The 16,937-nt window shown below is 62.7% G+C and carries 6 protein-coding genes; 1 reads left to right on the forward strand and 5 read right to left on the reverse strand.

Annotated elements, in window-relative coordinates; all coding sequences use genetic code 11:
- The first annotated feature begins 188 nt into the window (after nucleotides 1-188).
- Nucleotides 189-4,199 (forward strand): DNA-directed RNA polymerase subunit beta', encoded by a 4,011-nt coding sequence (locus tag AC1A0G_RS05790; RefSeq protein WP_476528251.1) that lies wholly within the window; start codon nucleotides 189-191, stop codon nucleotides 4,197-4,199.
- Between the two features lie 160 nt (nucleotides 4,200-4,359).
- Here AC1A0G_RS05790 and AC1A0G_RS05795 read toward each other — a convergent pair whose 3' ends face one another.
- From AC1A0G_RS05795 to AC1A0G_RS05815, 5 genes are all read right to left on the reverse strand, one after another.
- Complete coding sequence (locus AC1A0G_RS05795) at nucleotides 4,360-6,873, reverse strand: transglutaminase-like domain-containing protein (RefSeq protein WP_476528253.1); 2,514 nt, start codon at nucleotides 6,871-6,873, stop codon at nucleotides 4,360-4,362.
- A gap of 401 nt (nucleotides 6,874-7,274) precedes the next feature.
- Complete coding sequence (locus AC1A0G_RS05800; protein ID WP_476528255.1) at nucleotides 7,275-8,537, reverse strand: DUF58 domain-containing protein; 1,263 nt, start codon at nucleotides 8,535-8,537, stop codon at nucleotides 7,275-7,277.
- Nucleotides 8,538-8,545: 8 nt separating this feature from the next.
- The gene (locus AC1A0G_RS05805) at nucleotides 8,546-9,781 is read right to left on the reverse strand and encodes an AAA family ATPase (protein ID WP_476528256.1); all 1,236 of its coding nucleotides are present in this window, start codon (nucleotides 9,779-9,781) and stop codon (nucleotides 8,546-8,548) included.
- Nucleotides 9,766-15,381, reverse strand: a complete 5,616-nt coding sequence (locus AC1A0G_RS05810) for an Ig-like domain-containing protein (RefSeq protein WP_476528258.1) — start codon at nucleotides 15,379-15,381, stop codon at nucleotides 9,766-9,768. The genes AC1A0G_RS05805 and AC1A0G_RS05810 overlap by 16 nt, the downstream gene beginning before the upstream one ends.
- 23 nt (nucleotides 15,382-15,404) lie before the next feature.
- The gene (locus tag AC1A0G_RS05815) at nucleotides 15,405-16,805 is read right to left on the reverse strand and encodes a serine/threonine-protein kinase (protein WP_476528328.1); all 1,401 of its coding nucleotides are present in this window, start codon (nucleotides 16,803-16,805) and stop codon (nucleotides 15,405-15,407) included.
- Between the last annotated feature and the right edge of the window lie 132 nt (nucleotides 16,806-16,937).

Raw genomic sequence — 16,937 nt, forward strand, 5'->3', positions numbered from 1 at the left:
GACCTGCCATTTCGGCCGATCGATCGGGCATCCGTTTCGGGTGTCCGTCCGATCGGCCGGCGGTCCTGGCCGGCAGCCATCCCGCGCCTACCGCGTGAATCCGCATGATTCCGTACGAATCAGCGCGAACCACGCAACGATAAACGTATCGATAAGCAAATCGACAGATTTACAGACAGGACAATAGAGTGCTGGACGTCAACGCATTTGACAAGCTTCGTATCGGCCTGGCCACCGCCGACGACATTCGCGGCTGGAGCCACGGCGAGGTCAAGAAGCCCGAAACCATCAACTACCGTACCTTGAAGCCGGAGAAGGACGGTCTGTTCGGCGAGCAGATCTTCGGCCCGACCCGCGACTGGGAGTGCGCCTGCGGCAAGTACAAGCGCGTGCGCTTCAAGGGCATCGTGTGCGAGCGATGCGGCGTGGAGGTCACCAAGTCCCGTGTGCGCCGCGAGCGCATGGGCCACATCGAGCTGGCCGCCCCGGTGACGCACATCTGGTTCTTCAAGGGTGTGCCGTCCCGACTGGGCTACCTGCTCGACATCGCGCCGAAGGACCTCGAGAAGGTTATCTACTTCGCCGCATACATGGTCACCAAGGTCGACGAGGAGCAGCGTCACCAGGACCTGCCCGACCTGCAGGACGAGTTCGACACCGAGATCAGCCACCTCGCCAAGCGTCGCGACAACGAGATCGAGGAGCGCGCCAAGAAGGTCGAGGCCGATCTGCACGAGCTCGAGGACGCCGGCGAAGCCACCGGCGCCAACAAGGCGAAGCTGCGCAACGGTGCCGAGCGCGACATGGCGGCCATCCGCCAGCGCTACGACGACCAGATCCAGCGTCTGAACGCCGTGTTCGACCGCTTCAAGAACCTGAAGGCCGGCGACATGGAAGGCGACGTGGACCTGTGGCGTGAGATGGAGGATCGCTACGGCGACTACTTCGAAGGCTGCATGGGCGCCGAGGCCATCAAGAAGCGTCTGCAGGACTTCGACCTCGAGGCCGCGTCCAAGCAGCTGCGCGAGGAGATCGAGACCGGCACCGGCCAGCGCAAGGCCCGCGCCCTGAAGCGTCTGAAGGTCGTCAACGCCTTCCTGACCACCAAGAACAAGCCCGAGGCCATGGTGCTCGACGTGATCCCGGTCATCCCGCCGGATCTGCGCCCGATGGTCCAGCTCGACGGCGGCCGTTTCGCGACCTCCGATCTCAACGACCTGTACCGTCGCGTGATCAACCGCAACAATCGTCTGAAGCGACTGATCGAGCTCGGCGCCCCCGAGATCATGCTCAACAACGAGAAGCGCATGCTGCAGGAGGCCGTCGACTCGCTGTTCGACAACGGACGCCGCGGCCGCCCGGTCACCGGCGCGTCCAACCGTCCGCTCAAGTCCCTGTCCGACATGCTCAAGGGCAAGCAGGGTCGTTTCCGTCAGAACCTGCTCGGCAAGCGCGTCGACTATTCGGGCCGTTCCGTGATCGTCATCGGCCCGTCGCTGCGCATGCACCAGTGCGGTCTGCCGAAGCCGATGGCGCTCGAGCTGTTCAAGCCGTTCGTCATCAAGCGTCTCGTGGACATGAACTACGCGCAGAACATGAAGAGCGCCAAGCGCATGGTCGACCGTGGCGACACCGAGGTGTGGGGCGTGCTCGAAGAGGTCATCTCCGAGCATCCGGTGCTCCTCAACCGTGCGCCTACGCTGCACCGTCTGGGCATCCAGGCGTTCGAGCCGATCCTGGTCGAAGGCAAGGCCATCCACCTGCCGCCGCTCGCCTGCGCCGCGTTCAACGCCGACTTCGACGGCGACCAGATGGCCGTGCACCTTCCGCTGAGCGCGGAGGCGCAGGCCGAGGCCCGTTCGCTCATGCTCGCGTCCGACAACATCCTCAAGCCGGCCGACGGCCATACCGTGACCATGCCGTCCCAGGATATGATCCTCGGCCTGTACTGGCTGTCCACCGTGCTTGACGGCGCGAAGGGCCAGGGCCGCGTGTTCTCGTCCATCGCCGAGATGCAGATGGCGCTCGACCTGCACGAGATCGACATGCAGGCCAAGGTGCTCGTGCGTCTGCCGAAGGACTTCGTCCTGCCGACCAACTGGGAGCCGAGCGAGGTCGAGGTCGTCGATCCGGAACCGGGCAGCCCGGCCGTGGTGCGCGAGGAGCGCTTCTCCGACGGCACCGTGCTGTTCGCCACGTCGATGGGCCGACTGCTGTTCAACGAGACGCTGCCGACCGACTACCCGTTCGTCAACGAGCAGGCCCCGAAGAAGGTCCTGTCCCGTATCGTCGACGACATCGCGACCCGCTACTCGACCGCCCAGGTGGCCGTCACGCTGGACGCGCTCAAGGATCTCGGCTTCACCCGCGCACCGTGGTCCGGCGTGACCTTCGCGTTCTCCGACGTCACCGAGCCGCCGGAGCGCGAGGCCCTCGTCGCCGAATCCGAGGCACAGGTCAACAAGATCAACCAGCAGTACGACCTCGGCTTCTTCACGGAGGAGGAGCGTCGTCAGGCGATCATCGACGAGTGGACCAAGTGCACCGAAAAGGTGTCGGACGCGGTCGTCAAGCACTTCGACCCGCGCAACAACCTGGCCATCATCGTCCAGTCCGGTGCACGAGGCAACATGACCCAGATCAACCAGATCGCGGGCATCCGAGGCCTCGTGAACAACCCGAAGGGCGAGGTCATTCCGCGACCGGTCGAGTCGAACTACCGTCAGGGTCTGTCCGTCCTGGAGTACTTCATCTCCGAGCACGGCGCGCGTAAGGGCCTGGCCGATACCGCACTGCGTACCGCCGAGTCTGGCTACCTGACCCGTCGTCTGGTCGACGTCTCGCAGGACGTGATCGTGCGTGAAGAGGACTGCGGCACCATGAAGGGCCTGCCGATGCAGGTCGGCGAACGCGACGCCGACGGCACGCTGCACCTCGTCAAGGCCGCCGACGGCGGTCCGTACTCCCGTCTGCTCGCCGCCGACGTGGTGGACCCGTCCGACGGCACGACCGTGCTGTATAAGCGCGGCGACGCGCTGAGCATGGACGTGCTCAAGGACCTCGTGGCGCACGGCGTCGAAGAGGTCAAGGCCCGTTCCGTGCTGACCTGCGAGTCCAAGCGCGGCGTGTGCGCGAAGTGCTACGGCTGGTCGCTGGCCACCAACAAGCTGGTGGACGTCGGCGAGGCCGTCGGCATCGTCGCGGCCCAGTCCATCGGTGAGCCTGGTACCCAGCTGACGCTGCGTTCCTTCCACTCTGGCGGTGTTGCGGCGGCTTCCGATATCACCCAGGGTCTTCCTCGTGTCACCGAGCTTTTCGAGGCCCGTACCCCGAAGGGCGAGGCGCCGATCGCCGAGTTCCCGGGTGTGATCAAGACCGATGTGGAAGCCGACCACGTCTACCAGATGACGCTGACCCCGGACGACCAGACCGTTGAGCCGATCGTCTACACCGTGACCCGTCGCGCGCCGCTCCTCGTCAAGGACGGCCAGCACGTCGAGGCCGGCACCCAGCTGACCGAAGGCTCCGTGGACCCGAAGAAGATCCTTCGCATCCTCGGACCTCGCGCCGCTCAGGTGAACATCGTCGAGGAAGTGCACACCGTGTACCGCTCGCAGGGCGTCGACATCCACGACAAGCACATCGAGGTCATCGTGCGCCAGATGCTGCGTCGTATCACCGTCATCGATTCCGGCGACACTTCGCTGCTGCCGGGCGAGCTGGTCGATCAGGCGCGCTTCAAGGAAGCGAACAAGGAAGCCGTGAAGAACGGCGGCAAGCCGGCCGCGGGACGCCCGGAGCTCATGGGCATCACCAAGGCCTCGCTGGCCACCGACTCGTGGCTGTCCGCCGCCTCCTTCCAGGAGACGACTCGCGTCCTTACCGAAGCCGCCCTGAGCCAGAAGGTCGACGACCTCAAGGGCCTCAAGGAGAACGTCATCATCGGTAAGCTCATCCCGGCCGGTACGGGCCTCGCCCGCTACCGCAACGCCGTGGTCGAGCCGGACAAGGCGATCCGCGACACCATCTACCCGAACTTCGGTTTGAGCAATGGCACTGACACGGACACCGACTTCTCCGATGCGGACCTGTCCGATGTGGACTTCGCCAACATCGACTTCGGCGATCTCAAGCTCGGCGACGACTTCAACCCGGACGACTACATCGACGATCAGGGCGGTCAGGGCGACTTCGAGTGATCTCGAACCGCGTCTGACAGAGGCCTGATAGCTGGCCGGCCGTTCGGCAGATCGGCCGGCCGCTGATCCGACGGAGCCGATTGTCCGGTACCGGAGTGGCTTCCTTCCTCCATGCGGGGGAAGGAAGCCACTCCGGTACCGGCTGGATTGCGAGCCTAACTCACCACGCCAATCCCAGCATGCCGCGCAACGACAACTGCGCCCACCAACGGCGGGGCCGTGGGCAATGCAACAACATTCGTCTCCTGGCCTCCTGCACGGATGCCCAATATGCCTTCGCATCGGCAACGTCGGCCATATCCGCGGAAAACAACGTACGGTCGGCTCTCCGAGCCAGTGACCACAGAATGTCGTTCAAGGCGCTGATGCCTTCGACAATGCTCGTGTCGTCGCTCGCGCCCGTGACCCCACCGGCGACTGCCGTGTTCATGCTCCGCCGCGGAATTTCCTCGGCTTCGCGACGTATCGGCAATACGCCGAGTCGCGGAAGACGCCGGGCGGCTTTCCGCTTGGCTGGTTGCTCGTATCGAATTCGGCATCGGTCCATAATGGCTTGGACCGTTTCGGTTCGCGTATGAGAATCCATTCGTAAAGACGACAGCAGACCGCACTGCGCCGCATGAACCAACACCGCAGACCAGCCGGTCCGCACTCGTTGCCGAGGAGAACCACGGCAGCGGGCCAATGCGAATACCACTATCTTGAGCGTTCGCAGGATCAATGCCACAACCATCAGCATCCAGAACGGACTGCCGTATTTCAGGATCATCATGATCATGCGGGCGAATCGGTCCCATTGCGAAGGCGGCTTTTCCGGCTCGGCCTCTTGCCCGCCTATCGTCGACCGCCCACGTGGAGCGGACTCGTCGCGCGGCGGATCGATCAGCGGTATCGATGGCTGACGTATGGTCGGTTCGGTATTCGCACTTGCCGCAGCACCATGCTCCATCGTGCGGGATTCATCCGGCGTGGGCCGGAACATCACCCATCCCCATCCTTGCAATTCGATCTCCACCCACGCGGCGATATCATTGCCGGTGAATAGCGTCGGTCCGTCACGCTCGGCATGCTGGCGGTCCTGAGTACCGCTCATGCCCATTGCTTCCTTTCTGCGGACGTTGCTCGGCGTCTCATCGTCGGTGTCGTGAAGGAATCCCAACACCACTCGGGACGGCAACCCCACATGACGGGCCATGAGCGCCATCGCGGACGCATACTGCTCATCGTCTCCGACCATATGGTCGCCCGACATCATGTCGTCGAGCCGGCCGCTGCCGTGCCCCGGCGGTGACGGATACTCGCCGTCGCCACCATGGGAGAACCAGCCATGCTCATGGAGCATAACGGCCAGTCGTTGAGCTGCGCAGCCATTGGCGTGATGCGGGGATGCCGCGGCCGTGGCCAACCGTTGCAATGATTCAGGCACGGCATCCGCGGCGGGCATCATGGTATCCGTCGCCGCGGCATCACAGATAGCGGATTCGTCTGGCATTGCCGTCACAACACCGCTCAGCGTATAGGTGAGTCCCTGCCGGACTCCTTGGGGCAACAAGGCTGCATCGGTATCGGCGTTGTAGAAGACGGCATTGTCGCCGTCAGCTTGAACGGAAGACGGATCAATCGTGACGGCTGCCGTCTTGCCGGCGGTCGGTAGCCAGATATCGCCGAAATTCGCGCCGATCGTGAACGTTGCGGTGAATGCTGTTTCGCCGTCGTTGTCGTCTTGCTGTTCATTACCGTTGTCGCCTCCGCTCGATGCGAAGATCGCCGGTGCCGCCCCGTGCCTTAGCCGTCGATATTCGTCGCGCCCGGCATCACGTTGGGCGTCGGCCAGATTCCAGACATTGCCGTCGAATGTTTCCATGACCGCCAATCTGATTGGCGTATGATCGGGCAAGCCCGCCACGGTCAGCACGACATCGTCGCGGAACCGGTGGAGATACGACCGCATGCCGCTGAGCGGACTGGCGTAATCACGCACGCTGACCGGTGGATCGTAATGGTCGCGAGCGGTCATACGGCCATCCGAGACGTAACGGCACCCCATACTTGCGCACAGGCCGGCGATGAGCAGCATGACGATGGCTCGAATCGACAATCCGGCTGCTTGCGGATGCGCCAATAATGATTGCCTGACAGTGGTCTGCGCTGTACCGTCGCTGCTTGCCGGCACACGCGTTGTTGCCGAGGTTCTGACCCGTGTATGGACGATATCGAGGGGAGCGACATGCAGGACCAGCAGCGCTGCTACGCCGATCCCCGTCGCAGTGCGATGAAACCCCTCCGACGTCCCCAATACCGCGCATAAGGCGAATACGGCAACCGTCACGGCTGCACATCGGATATGCCCCGGTAACCTAGGTCTTCGGCATCGTCGCCGCTTCGATCGATGAGCCGCATCCGGTGCCATACAGGACCGCAGGTTCCATCCCAGCAACAGCGCCGACCACAGACAGATCGTCCATAGAGCCATGAGCCCGCCATTGCCGTATCCTATCGGCGGTTCGACGGCTATCAGATAGGAGAACGAGCCGAATATGGCTTTCCATCCTTGCCGCAGGATCTCTGCGACGGACGGTATGACATACGTCGAACCGTCTGCCTCCAACATGGGGATGACGCCGATCGTCAGAACAGGCCCCAGCACGGCTTGAATCACGGCCACCGATGCCATGATGACCCATACGCGGGCGTCATGTGCGTGCACGTCCGGTATCCATCGGACCGGTTTTCGCGCATACTGCCGTCCACGCCGCCGCACATTCCCGGGCAGACGCCGCCGAGCGGAAACTGCACTATGGGCGTCGTCAGCCCCATCTGCATGTGACGGCTCATCACCGCAATTGCCGAGCGAGCACGCTCCGCTGCACGCCGCCGCGAAAACCGCTCCGATTGCCGTGGCCGGCAATGCGGCGCACGCCCATATTGATACTGGTCCATATACGTCAATCAGGTTCGCTACGGCCAACAGCGTCAACGTGCAGGCCAGCGCCGTTGCATGGAGAACAGCACGCCAATCCGCTGGCAGTTGGCGTATCCGGAACGCTTGAGATAGGACGATGTGTTGCGGAACCGTCATGGGACCACCGCCAATGCCGTATTGAGATCCTGCAGCGAGCCGGCAACGATCATGGTGCATGATGGCAACGGGATCACCGTGCCGGCCTCTTCCGCACATGCGCGGATCACCATGCGGTACGGGGAAGAGGACCGTTCCGGCAGCAATGCGGTGATCCGTTGAAACGACGCCTTCGACCCGACGACCAGAAACTGGCAGGACGCCTGAGCCATCGTATCGGCAGACGAGGCGGAGGCGGCGTAGTCGTCCGCCGAACAGTGTTCGACAGTCTGATCGATCGTCGTCGGCTGCGGTTGCTCCGTCAGAACGATCTCGCTGCACTCGTCAAGAAATGATGCCGCATGCGATGCGGTCACGATGCGGCCCCCGACCGATACGGTCAATGACCGTTGCCGTGCAAGACAGGTCACGCCGATCGACGCATACATGGATATGGCGAGCTCAAACTCGTTCTGATCGGCATAATCATCAGGATCGGTGCTCAACGCCAACGCGGTATCCGTACGCCGAACGGCCGCATACTGCCGTACCATCAGGGAACCGGTTTTGGCGGAACTGGACCAATGGACGGTTCTTGGATCATCCCCGGGACGGTATGGCCGCAGCGATTGGAAATCCATGCCGATATTGGCCGTATGTCCGGTGCATTCGCCTTCCGGATCATGCATGAATCCGATGCGAGGCAAGGAGAGCGGGATCGTAAGCGGGTGTACGTGGACGCGTATCGTATTCGAGAGTTCCGTTTGCCGTTGCACGAAGCCGAATGGGTCGTGCGACTGCATGCGTACCGGGCCGATGGTCAGCACGGAACGTGACAATGCGGCGAATTTCACATCGATGGAGACCGATTCGCGCGGCTGCATTGCGGGTACATCAAGCGTCCTGTCCTGTACCGTTGACCCATCGGACACCGGCATCAGACCATACCGGTGCAAACTGCGGCGGCGGGCATTGTTCGTCACGGTAACCGGTATGGCGATATCGTCGCCCGCCGTCACGGCGTGTGCCGGCATGCCGATGCCGATCCGTAGCCGATGATGTACGGCCGACGAGACCATCGACAGCAACGTCACGGATTCCAACATGATGGCGATCGCCAGAAACTCGCTCCACTGGGTGGGCAGCCAAAGCATCATGCAGCTTATACCCAGCAACGCCGCGAACCATCCCGATGCGGACAGCCTCGGCAATCCGAGCAATCCCGAACGCAATGCGGCATATGATCGCGGCACGCTCACCGACAGCGAAGACGTCATCATGCACCTCCCTATGCATCCGAAGACGGTACGGGCACGGTATCCAACGCGTGCAGCACGACGGATTCGCCGGTATGCCCGGTCATCAGCGCATCGGCGCGCAACGTCAGGCGATGCGCCAGCACGGCGGACGCCAGAGCCTTGACATCATCGGGAATCACGTAGCCGCGTCCGTCAGCCGCAGCCCAGATCCGAGTGCAGCGGACCAAGGCAAGCATGCCGCGGGTCGAAGGGCCGGAAGCCACCATGTCGGAGCGTCGCAGCTCCTCGATGATACGGACGATATAGTCAAGCAGGTCGTCCGCCACATGAATGTCACGAGCCAGAGCACGCAACGCCATGATTCGGTTTGCGTCCGCTACCGGCGTGACGGATGACGAACGATCCTGCATATCCACATGCCGGGCAATATTCAGACTCGCCTCATGACCGGGATGACGAATCGACGTCTTGATCATGAACCGGTCCAATTGCGCGTCCGGAAGCCGGTAGGTGCCAGGCTGGTCGATCGGATTCTGCGTGGCGATCACCATGAACGGTTCGGGAACCACATGCATCTGCCCGTCCACGGTGACCTGATGCTCTTCCATGACTTCCAAAAGCGCCGACTGGGTCTTCGGGGACGCCCGATTGATCTCGTCGGCCAGAAGAATGGAGGCGAACACCGGGCCGGGACGGAATACGAACGTCGCTTGTTTGCGGTCGTACACGGTCACGCCCACGATGTCCGACGGCAGCAGATCGGCGGTGAATTGTATGCGGTTGTACGATGCGGCGACCGATCGGGCCAATCCCTTCGCCAACTGCGTCTTTCCGGTGCCTGGCTCGTCCTCCACCAATACGTGACCGCCGGCCAGCAGAGCGGTGACGCACAGTCGAATCGGCATCGGCTTGCCCACGACGACCTGTCCGATGCTGCCGACCAGCTCGTTGAATCCCTGTTGCAGCTGGTGTACGGCATCGCCTGGTTCGGCATGTTCGGACGAGGCGGATGCCGTGACGCGGGCATGCTGGCTCGGTGCTGATTGCGCAATATCTCGTGGCAATGCGGCTGAAGATTCCGGCGTGGCGCGCTGTCGTATCGGCGGCGCGTGCCGGGTGGGCGGCTGCGATGCGCGTATGGCATCGGAACGTACTTGTGTCGCATCCTGCGCAAGCCAAGTGGCGTCATCGTAATCGGGGTCGCCACCGGAATCGTCGCGCCGGAGAGAAGAGACGGAGGGAACCATGGTCATGAGATCACGCATGAGTGCTCCTTTCGCGCGAAACGTGCGGTGACGTCTGTGGACCGCGTCGATGCGGGGACTATGACGAACGGAACTGAAATCGAGGATCGTCGTTCGGGCCATGACGCGGCGACGGAAGAGACCGGTGCGATCGAGATGGTGTGCGCTGCCGTGCTTGCCGGCTGTTGTATGGGATGCACGGTCACGGTGAACGACATGGTGTCGCCTGGCATATCATGCCCTCCATCCGGGGTCTCGCCGCCAGTGCCGCTGTCGTCGCCGGTATCGGCGTCAGGCTCGTCCGCGGGTCCCTCCTCGCCGTTGCCGGGGTCTTCTTCATCGGGATTCGTCGGATGCCGGTCCATATCCTCGCCGGTGCCGTGCAACACGAACGATGCGGTCGTCTCGTCGCATGCCAACGTCCGGGATTCATATCCGGTTATCGTCATACGTGAGCATCCGGCGTTGCGCATGTCTCCCAACACAATATTGAGGGTGATCGTATCGTCCTGCTGCTGTGATGTCACCGACGGCGCATCGGGGTCGGACCAGGGGCGCGCCGTGCCGGACGATGTGCCTCCGGGACCGGTTCCCGCACGATTATGCGCTTTGACCGTCGCCGTAAACGTGATTCCGTCACGTATCGCATCGTGAGGTATGCCGAACGTGCTGTCGGTCGACGTGCTGGACTGCGTGCCATGTGTGCGCCCGGCGGAATCCGACAGGGTCACGACATATCGGTCCGGGGGACTGCCGACATAGTTCGGCCGGTTCCACCGTACCGATACCGTACGGTATCCCGCGTCCACCGTAATGTCTTCCGGCGCAGTGGGCACCGCATCCGGGAATCCGATGACCGCTGCCGACATATCGGACCAGCCGACCGCGTTACGCGCCCTGACCGTAAACGAATACCGTCGGCCGTTCGCCAGATCATTGACCTGACAGCTGGTCGCCGTACCGCAGGACAACACGCCGTCTTCCCACTGCACCTGATATTCGACGATCGGACTGCCATTGGCATTGCCCGGTGCCCATGCGAGCGATACCGCCGCATTGCGTGGCTGGTCGTCGACCGGCAGCATAACCGGCGGGGAAGGACGGCCGATCACCGTCACGGATATCAGTGCGGATACCTGCCGTTCGGCTCTCGACGTCGCATCCTGCACGCTTACCCGTATGCTGCCGTCAACCGGCCCCGTGTCTCCGGCGGCCGCCACTCTCACCGCGCTGGCGCCGGAACACTCGGTGACGGTGATCGACGCAGGGGCGTCGACCGAACAATCGACGATGGATAAGGGCGTATCCGGGAACGGGTTATAGGAATCCCGCAATAGATCCACTGTGGTGTTGGCTCCGGCGTGAAGCACGATCTGCGTGTGATTCACCCGTGCCAGTGGGCGCGATGAGGCCACGGTGCGGATGGTCACGGTGCCGGAGACGGTCCCTCCGGCGTAGCCGATGGCGACTGGCACGATGCAGGTCGTACCGGGTACGCCATCGTCGGGAACCCGTATGGTCGTCATGCCCGATGAGTCCGCCGATACCTTCACCGAACCGGACGCGCATGCCGCAACCGTAAACGTGTATCGCTTGGTGGTCGCAGTGTCGCTGCCTGCAGCGCTCATCATGCCCGTACCGGTCAGCGTGCCGTCGACGGATCGATCGGTGACGGTCGTGTCGTCCCGTATCATCGTCGCGAGGCTGATCGTCGACTGTTCGCCCGAAGCCACTTCGATCACCGGCGATACGAACACCGGAGGAGAGACGGCATTGCCGACCACGGTGATCGGCAATGTCAGCACGGCGGTGCTGACGATGCGGGACGTATGACCCGCATCGGAGTCGGTGGCCAGGAACGTGATCGAAGCCGGCCCTGAATAGTCAGGATGCGCCACAAATCGCAGGGTCTGGTCGTCGATGACAAGATCGGTGTTTGCCGCCTTGGTGGCATACACCGTATCCCTCGCCGCCATATGCGCGGTTTTACCCGCGCCCACCCGCACATGGTCGGCGATGCTGATCGTCAGCGTCTCGCCGGAACGAACCGTGAGCGTTGGCGCATTCGGTCGGAGCATCGGTGGGAACACGCCATATGCCGGTACATGGATGAACGCAGTGGACGATATGCCATGCGTCATGTTCGTCACGGTGTACGCGATGGCCCGGGCCGTGTGCGACAGATCGATTTCGATGATGGTCGAATCCTCGTCTCCGATCCGGCGTGCCTGATCGGTCGCCGACGCATCGACATCCACGGTCAATTCATTCGACAAACCGGAAGGATTCGCGATAAACGGTGAGACATCGACCTGAACCGACCGCTTATCGATCGTATCCGACGGCGGCACCCGATAGTCGGCAACGGTCGGAGGAACGATCGGAGCCTGATCGTCCACATGAATGGTCAAAGTGGCCGTGCCGGATATGCCGCTTGCATCGCTGACCCGATACACGATATAGGCGGTGCACGCTTCTTTCGGCGTAGTGAACGCGACGCCGTCCCGATCGATGTCGACGTCCCCCGCCAGACGAACATCGATCAGCTCCTGAACGGTCAGATCGCTTCCATCCGGTGCGATGTCATTTGCGGTCACTTGGACGCTGGCACGGGTATCGGGGCGCAAAGTCACCTCGTCGTCCCGAGCCATGATGCTTCCGACGGAGTTCACCGGCAACACGACGACCTGAACCGCTGCCTGCACCCGTTGCCCGGTCCAATCCTCGACCGCATAGGAGAACGAGTCCGTGCCTTGGGAATCCGCGTACGCCTCGTATAGCAGATAGTCCGCTCCGACCGTGAGAATCCGACCCATCGTAGGGGAGAGGTTTCCCAATCCGGACAGCACGACGTCATCGCCATCCTCATCGATTCCCGACAACGGAATCATGATACGAACGGTATGGCCGGCCGTGACCTGGGTCTGCACCGGCTGTGCGGCGGGTTTGGTCTTGCGTTCCGGGTCCTTGCGGTGCACCAGTATCGTGATACGGCCGGTTGCGGTGTTCCCCGAGAGATCACGTACCGTGTACGACGCCTCAAACCGTCCCGGTTCGTCCCCGGCCTGATAACGGACGACGGTGCCTGCGATGAACAGCAATCCGCGGACCGGATTCGTTTCCCAATGCGGTTCGTGATCCACCGTGACCGTCGTGCCGGACGAATACCGGACATGATCGAGTATGTCGGCCGACGTGATGCCGCCGGTCCTGACACGCAGCGTGATCTCGCCGGCGGACAGTATCCCGGAACGTTGCGTTGACGGCGGATACACGACGATCTGCCCCTGCGCGGTGCCGCCGTCGCTCATCGCCTCATAGCCGACGGTCACCGGCATGTTCGGGATTCGTGTCGCACGGATGTACACACGAGAACCGGAAACCGCCATGACCAATCCCGACTTGGAACGGTCAAAGACACGAACCAGGCCCAAGGCTCCTCCGGACAGGTCCAGGTCGTTGGCCAACGGGTCGACAATGGCCGTACCGCGGTCGTCCAACACGGCGGTGTCATCCACGATCAGAGGTTTCAACCCATCCGCATCGGGGGAACGAACCTCGATGCGAGCCAATCCATCCGTAGACACCGCACCCTGCTTCACCGTGAACGAAACATAATAGGTTCCTGCCACGGGGGCCATAAACGAGAAACCCAGACCATGATCCGATATGGATGTTGTCGCATCATGTTCCGCCCGAACCTCGGTGATGTTCGCCGGATACGCCGATACGATGCGCACGTGTCCGGCCAGATCGACCATGCTCACGACGTTGGGCGTCGCGGAACGCGTGATCGGTTCGATCTGGGCCGGCAACGTATCCGGCTCATGCACGGTGACATACAGCGTTCCCACGCCGACATCGCGTCCATCGGACACGGATGCCTCCACGCGAATACGACCGTTGGAGCCGGCCGCGGCGGCGAACTCGAGCCGACCATCGGGACGAACGGACACGGTCGCATTGTCCCCATCCGCAACGGATGCGGACATCAGCATCAGCGGATCGCCGTCGGGATCATCAAAGAAACCCAGCATATTGCCTTCCCATACGCCGCCCTGCTCGACGGCGACTTCGAACGGGACTCCGATCTGTACCGGAGGATGGTTGCCCTCGGCGCCGGCAATGCTCACCGTGACGGTCGCCGAGGAGACCTGGCCTCGCCCGTTGTCGATGCTGTAGGACAATCGCAATGCGTCGCCCACATCGCGGTCCGTGGCGGCGCTCGCATCCACTCTCAGATATCGGTCGTTATGGATCGAGGACGCCGTCACCACATCTGAGCCGGCCAATGCGGTGACCGAGACGATTCTTACGATTGAACAGTCGGTCTGCTCATCGTTGCGCAACACATCAACGACACGGATGCTGCCCGCCCGAACCGTGGTGCGGTCGTCCACTGCCCGAACCGTACCGGATCGTGACGAACAGTCCGCGTCGTCGCCGCCATTCCTGCGGCTGACGGACGCCGTGCCATCCGTTTGGCCGTCGGCCTCATGCTGCGGCGGGGCCTCCCACTGCACATCGATGGCCTGTTCGGACACCTGCGGTTCCCATACCGTCCCCTGCACTGCATCATTGAGCAGCACCAACCGATGATTGACACGAAACAGCAGATGGGAGGATGATGCCACCGCTTCCAGACTGTGGAAATCACCGGTCGCATTGCTTCCGTCCCCGCCTTCCGGATCACAGACACGACGGTAGTTCCGCGCCGGCAGACTCCAAGCGGCATACACGCATCCCGCAGCGGACACCGGTCGAGTCGGCTCCGCCTCGCCGCCCGTCGGCAAGGCGACGACCTGCTGTCTGCTTGGCCTGAGCTGTGCCAGAACCAGTCCTTCACGATGAACGGCGACGACCCATGCTCCCTGCTCCCCGTCGACATCGGGAGACTGCAACGTCATCGGCCCTTCGATACCGGTATCCGCGAAGCCCGAAGGCCAATGGATGATGCCGTCGGCCACCATGACCGGAATCTCGCCGATCACGGTGAAATCATCGGCCTGGCATGGCTTCCCGCCGCTGAGCGACCCATGCTCGACCAGCACTCCATTCCGCCCCATCGACAGCACCATGCCGTCGGACGGCCGGTACCCGTATGCCACGCCGTCATGCGACATGGCGATCTTGCCGCCGTCGCCCAATGCCATGTCGGGTTCGGACGACAACCCAACCCCGTCCAGATCGGATACGCCGCCGATGCGCACATTGCCGTTGGCCTGGTCAAGCACGGCCACGGTACCTGACGCGGTAGCCGTCAACGCCCGACCTGCAACGGTCACAGTGGAAGACTGCAGCGTCGTGGCGGCATCCACACTGGACACCACGCCATCCTCGACCAGCAGCATGTCATTGCCGTGTTGCGCGACATCGAACGACGTGGAGGAAACAGGCACCATCGCGTCGGCCTGGCCGACCCGCACGTTGAATCGCATCGCCGCATGCCGTTTCAACGACGTGACCCATACCGTCCCGTCATGCAGATGCACCCGCTGCCGCATGGTCGAAACGGTCGTCACCGCGCCGATGATGATGACGGCAAGCGTGATGGCGACCATCAGCGGCATGATCGGCAGATGAACGCGGCGACCGGTATCCCGGTGCTGTTGCGAGGTCATGGCGGGTTCCTTTCATGTAATGGTCAACCGGACAACAGCGCGGAGTCCGGCATCGGTGCATCGGGGGCGGGAACAGCGTCGAATTCACGGTTGTCCTGCACGTTGCCGGCAACATCGGTCTCGGCGGCATCGTCATACGACACACGTATCGGGCCGTGAGCGCTTATGACGGTGAGCGCAGTGATGATGGCCAGCAGTATCAGCGGAATGCGATATCCGCTGTCGTCGTAGGCGCTGTGAGCCGGCGGCTGTCGCGCGACCTGCCTGGTCCCGATGAACCGGCCCTTCCGCCGGGAACGGCGGCGTGCGGGAACGGATGCTCTCCGGCGCTTCGTCGGGAACGACACCGTGATTCGGCGGAATGACGTGCCGCCTTCGTCGGTTCGTAACCGTGACAAGGCGCATGCGAACTCATGCATGGACCCGTGGCGTTCATCCGGATGGGGATCGAGCGCCTTGAGCAGCACCCTGCCCAAGGCGGGGGAGACGGCAAGGGGTAAGCCTAGGCCATTGAAGACTGGGCCAGCGGTCTTGGCCGGGTCCGCGATGCATTGCCCGGTGCGTGAGCCTTGACGCGGAGGCTCGCCCGCGAGCATGGCGAACAACGTCGCTCCCAGCGAGTACACGTCGGACAGATCCGTGCCTCCGGTCAGACCGGCCAACACCTCCGGAGCGGACCATAGCGGCGAATAGCCGGTCATATGCGATGGCTGGTACAGCTGCGCGCAGACGCCGAAATCGGCAAGCATCGGTACACCGTGCCGGTCAAACAGCACGTTGGACGGTTTCACATCGCGATGCACGATGCCCTGTTGATGCGCGGCGTGCAAGGCCCGTGCGAGCAGGATGCCCATGTCGATCACGCGATGCTCGGGCAGCGGATGCTTGCGCAACAGATCCTGGCACGAGCCGTTCGGGGCGTATTCCAGCAGAAGACATCCCCTGCCGCCATCGACGACCATAGAGTCGTACACCGTCAGGATGTTCGGATGCTGGCCCAGCACAGCCATCGCGCGGGCCTCGTCGCAAAAGCGCTCGCGGGTGTCTCCGGAGAGTGGAGCGCGGGTGACTTTTGCCGCTACCATGCGATGATGCGCGTGATCGTGGTACAGCTGCACGTCGGCACATGCTCCCGATCCAAGATGCCGGATGAAGGTGCATTCCGGCAGCGGCGGAGGGGAAGACATCGGCGATCCGGCGGAGGTCGCCGTGCTGCAGGTCGCTGCTGAATGATTCATGGGCCACCTCCTCGTGGATCGCGTCGTTGACTGTGGGTCCGGCGAGCATACATGATCGGCGGAGTTTGGCCAACGATTTTCGGGGTATGTGGTCGAACGGTCGCGGATCGTTGCAATCATGCGATTATGAAGAAATTGTGTAGAGAAAAATGTGGATAACTTCGCGTGAAGGCATTGCAAAAGCATTGGGAAATCAACCTTTGCGAAGGTCTGTAATGCGAACGTTGGCGGCGCTGTCGTGAGCGTCGCGAATTGTTTCTCGGCGTGTCGCAGGCGCGACACGTCGAAGGTTCTCCCGTGCCGCAAGGGCTGATCGCA

The organism is Bifidobacterium sp. LH_230 (genome assembly GCF_056357555.1).

Excerpts from the sequence above, each read along its gene's own strand:
- AC1A0G_RS05795 (WP_476528253.1), bottom strand. The coding sequence starts at position 6,873 with ATGGCATCGGTGGCCGTGATTCAAGCCGTGCTGGGGCCTGTTCTGACG.
- AC1A0G_RS05800 (WP_476528255.1), bottom strand. The coding sequence starts at position 8,537 with ATGATGACGTCTTCGCTGTCGGTGAGCGTGCCGCGATCATATGCCGCA.
- AC1A0G_RS05805 (WP_476528256.1), bottom strand. The coding sequence starts at position 9,781 with ATGCGTGATCTCATGACCATGGTTCCCTCCGTCTCTTCTCTCCGGCGC.
- AC1A0G_RS05810 (WP_476528258.1), bottom strand. The coding sequence starts at position 15,381 with ATGACCTCGCAACAGCACCGGGATACCGGTCGCCGCGTTCATCTGCCG.
- AC1A0G_RS05815 (WP_476528328.1), bottom strand. The coding sequence starts at position 16,805 with ATGCTTTTGCAATGCCTTCACGCGAAGTTATCCACATTTTTCTCTACA.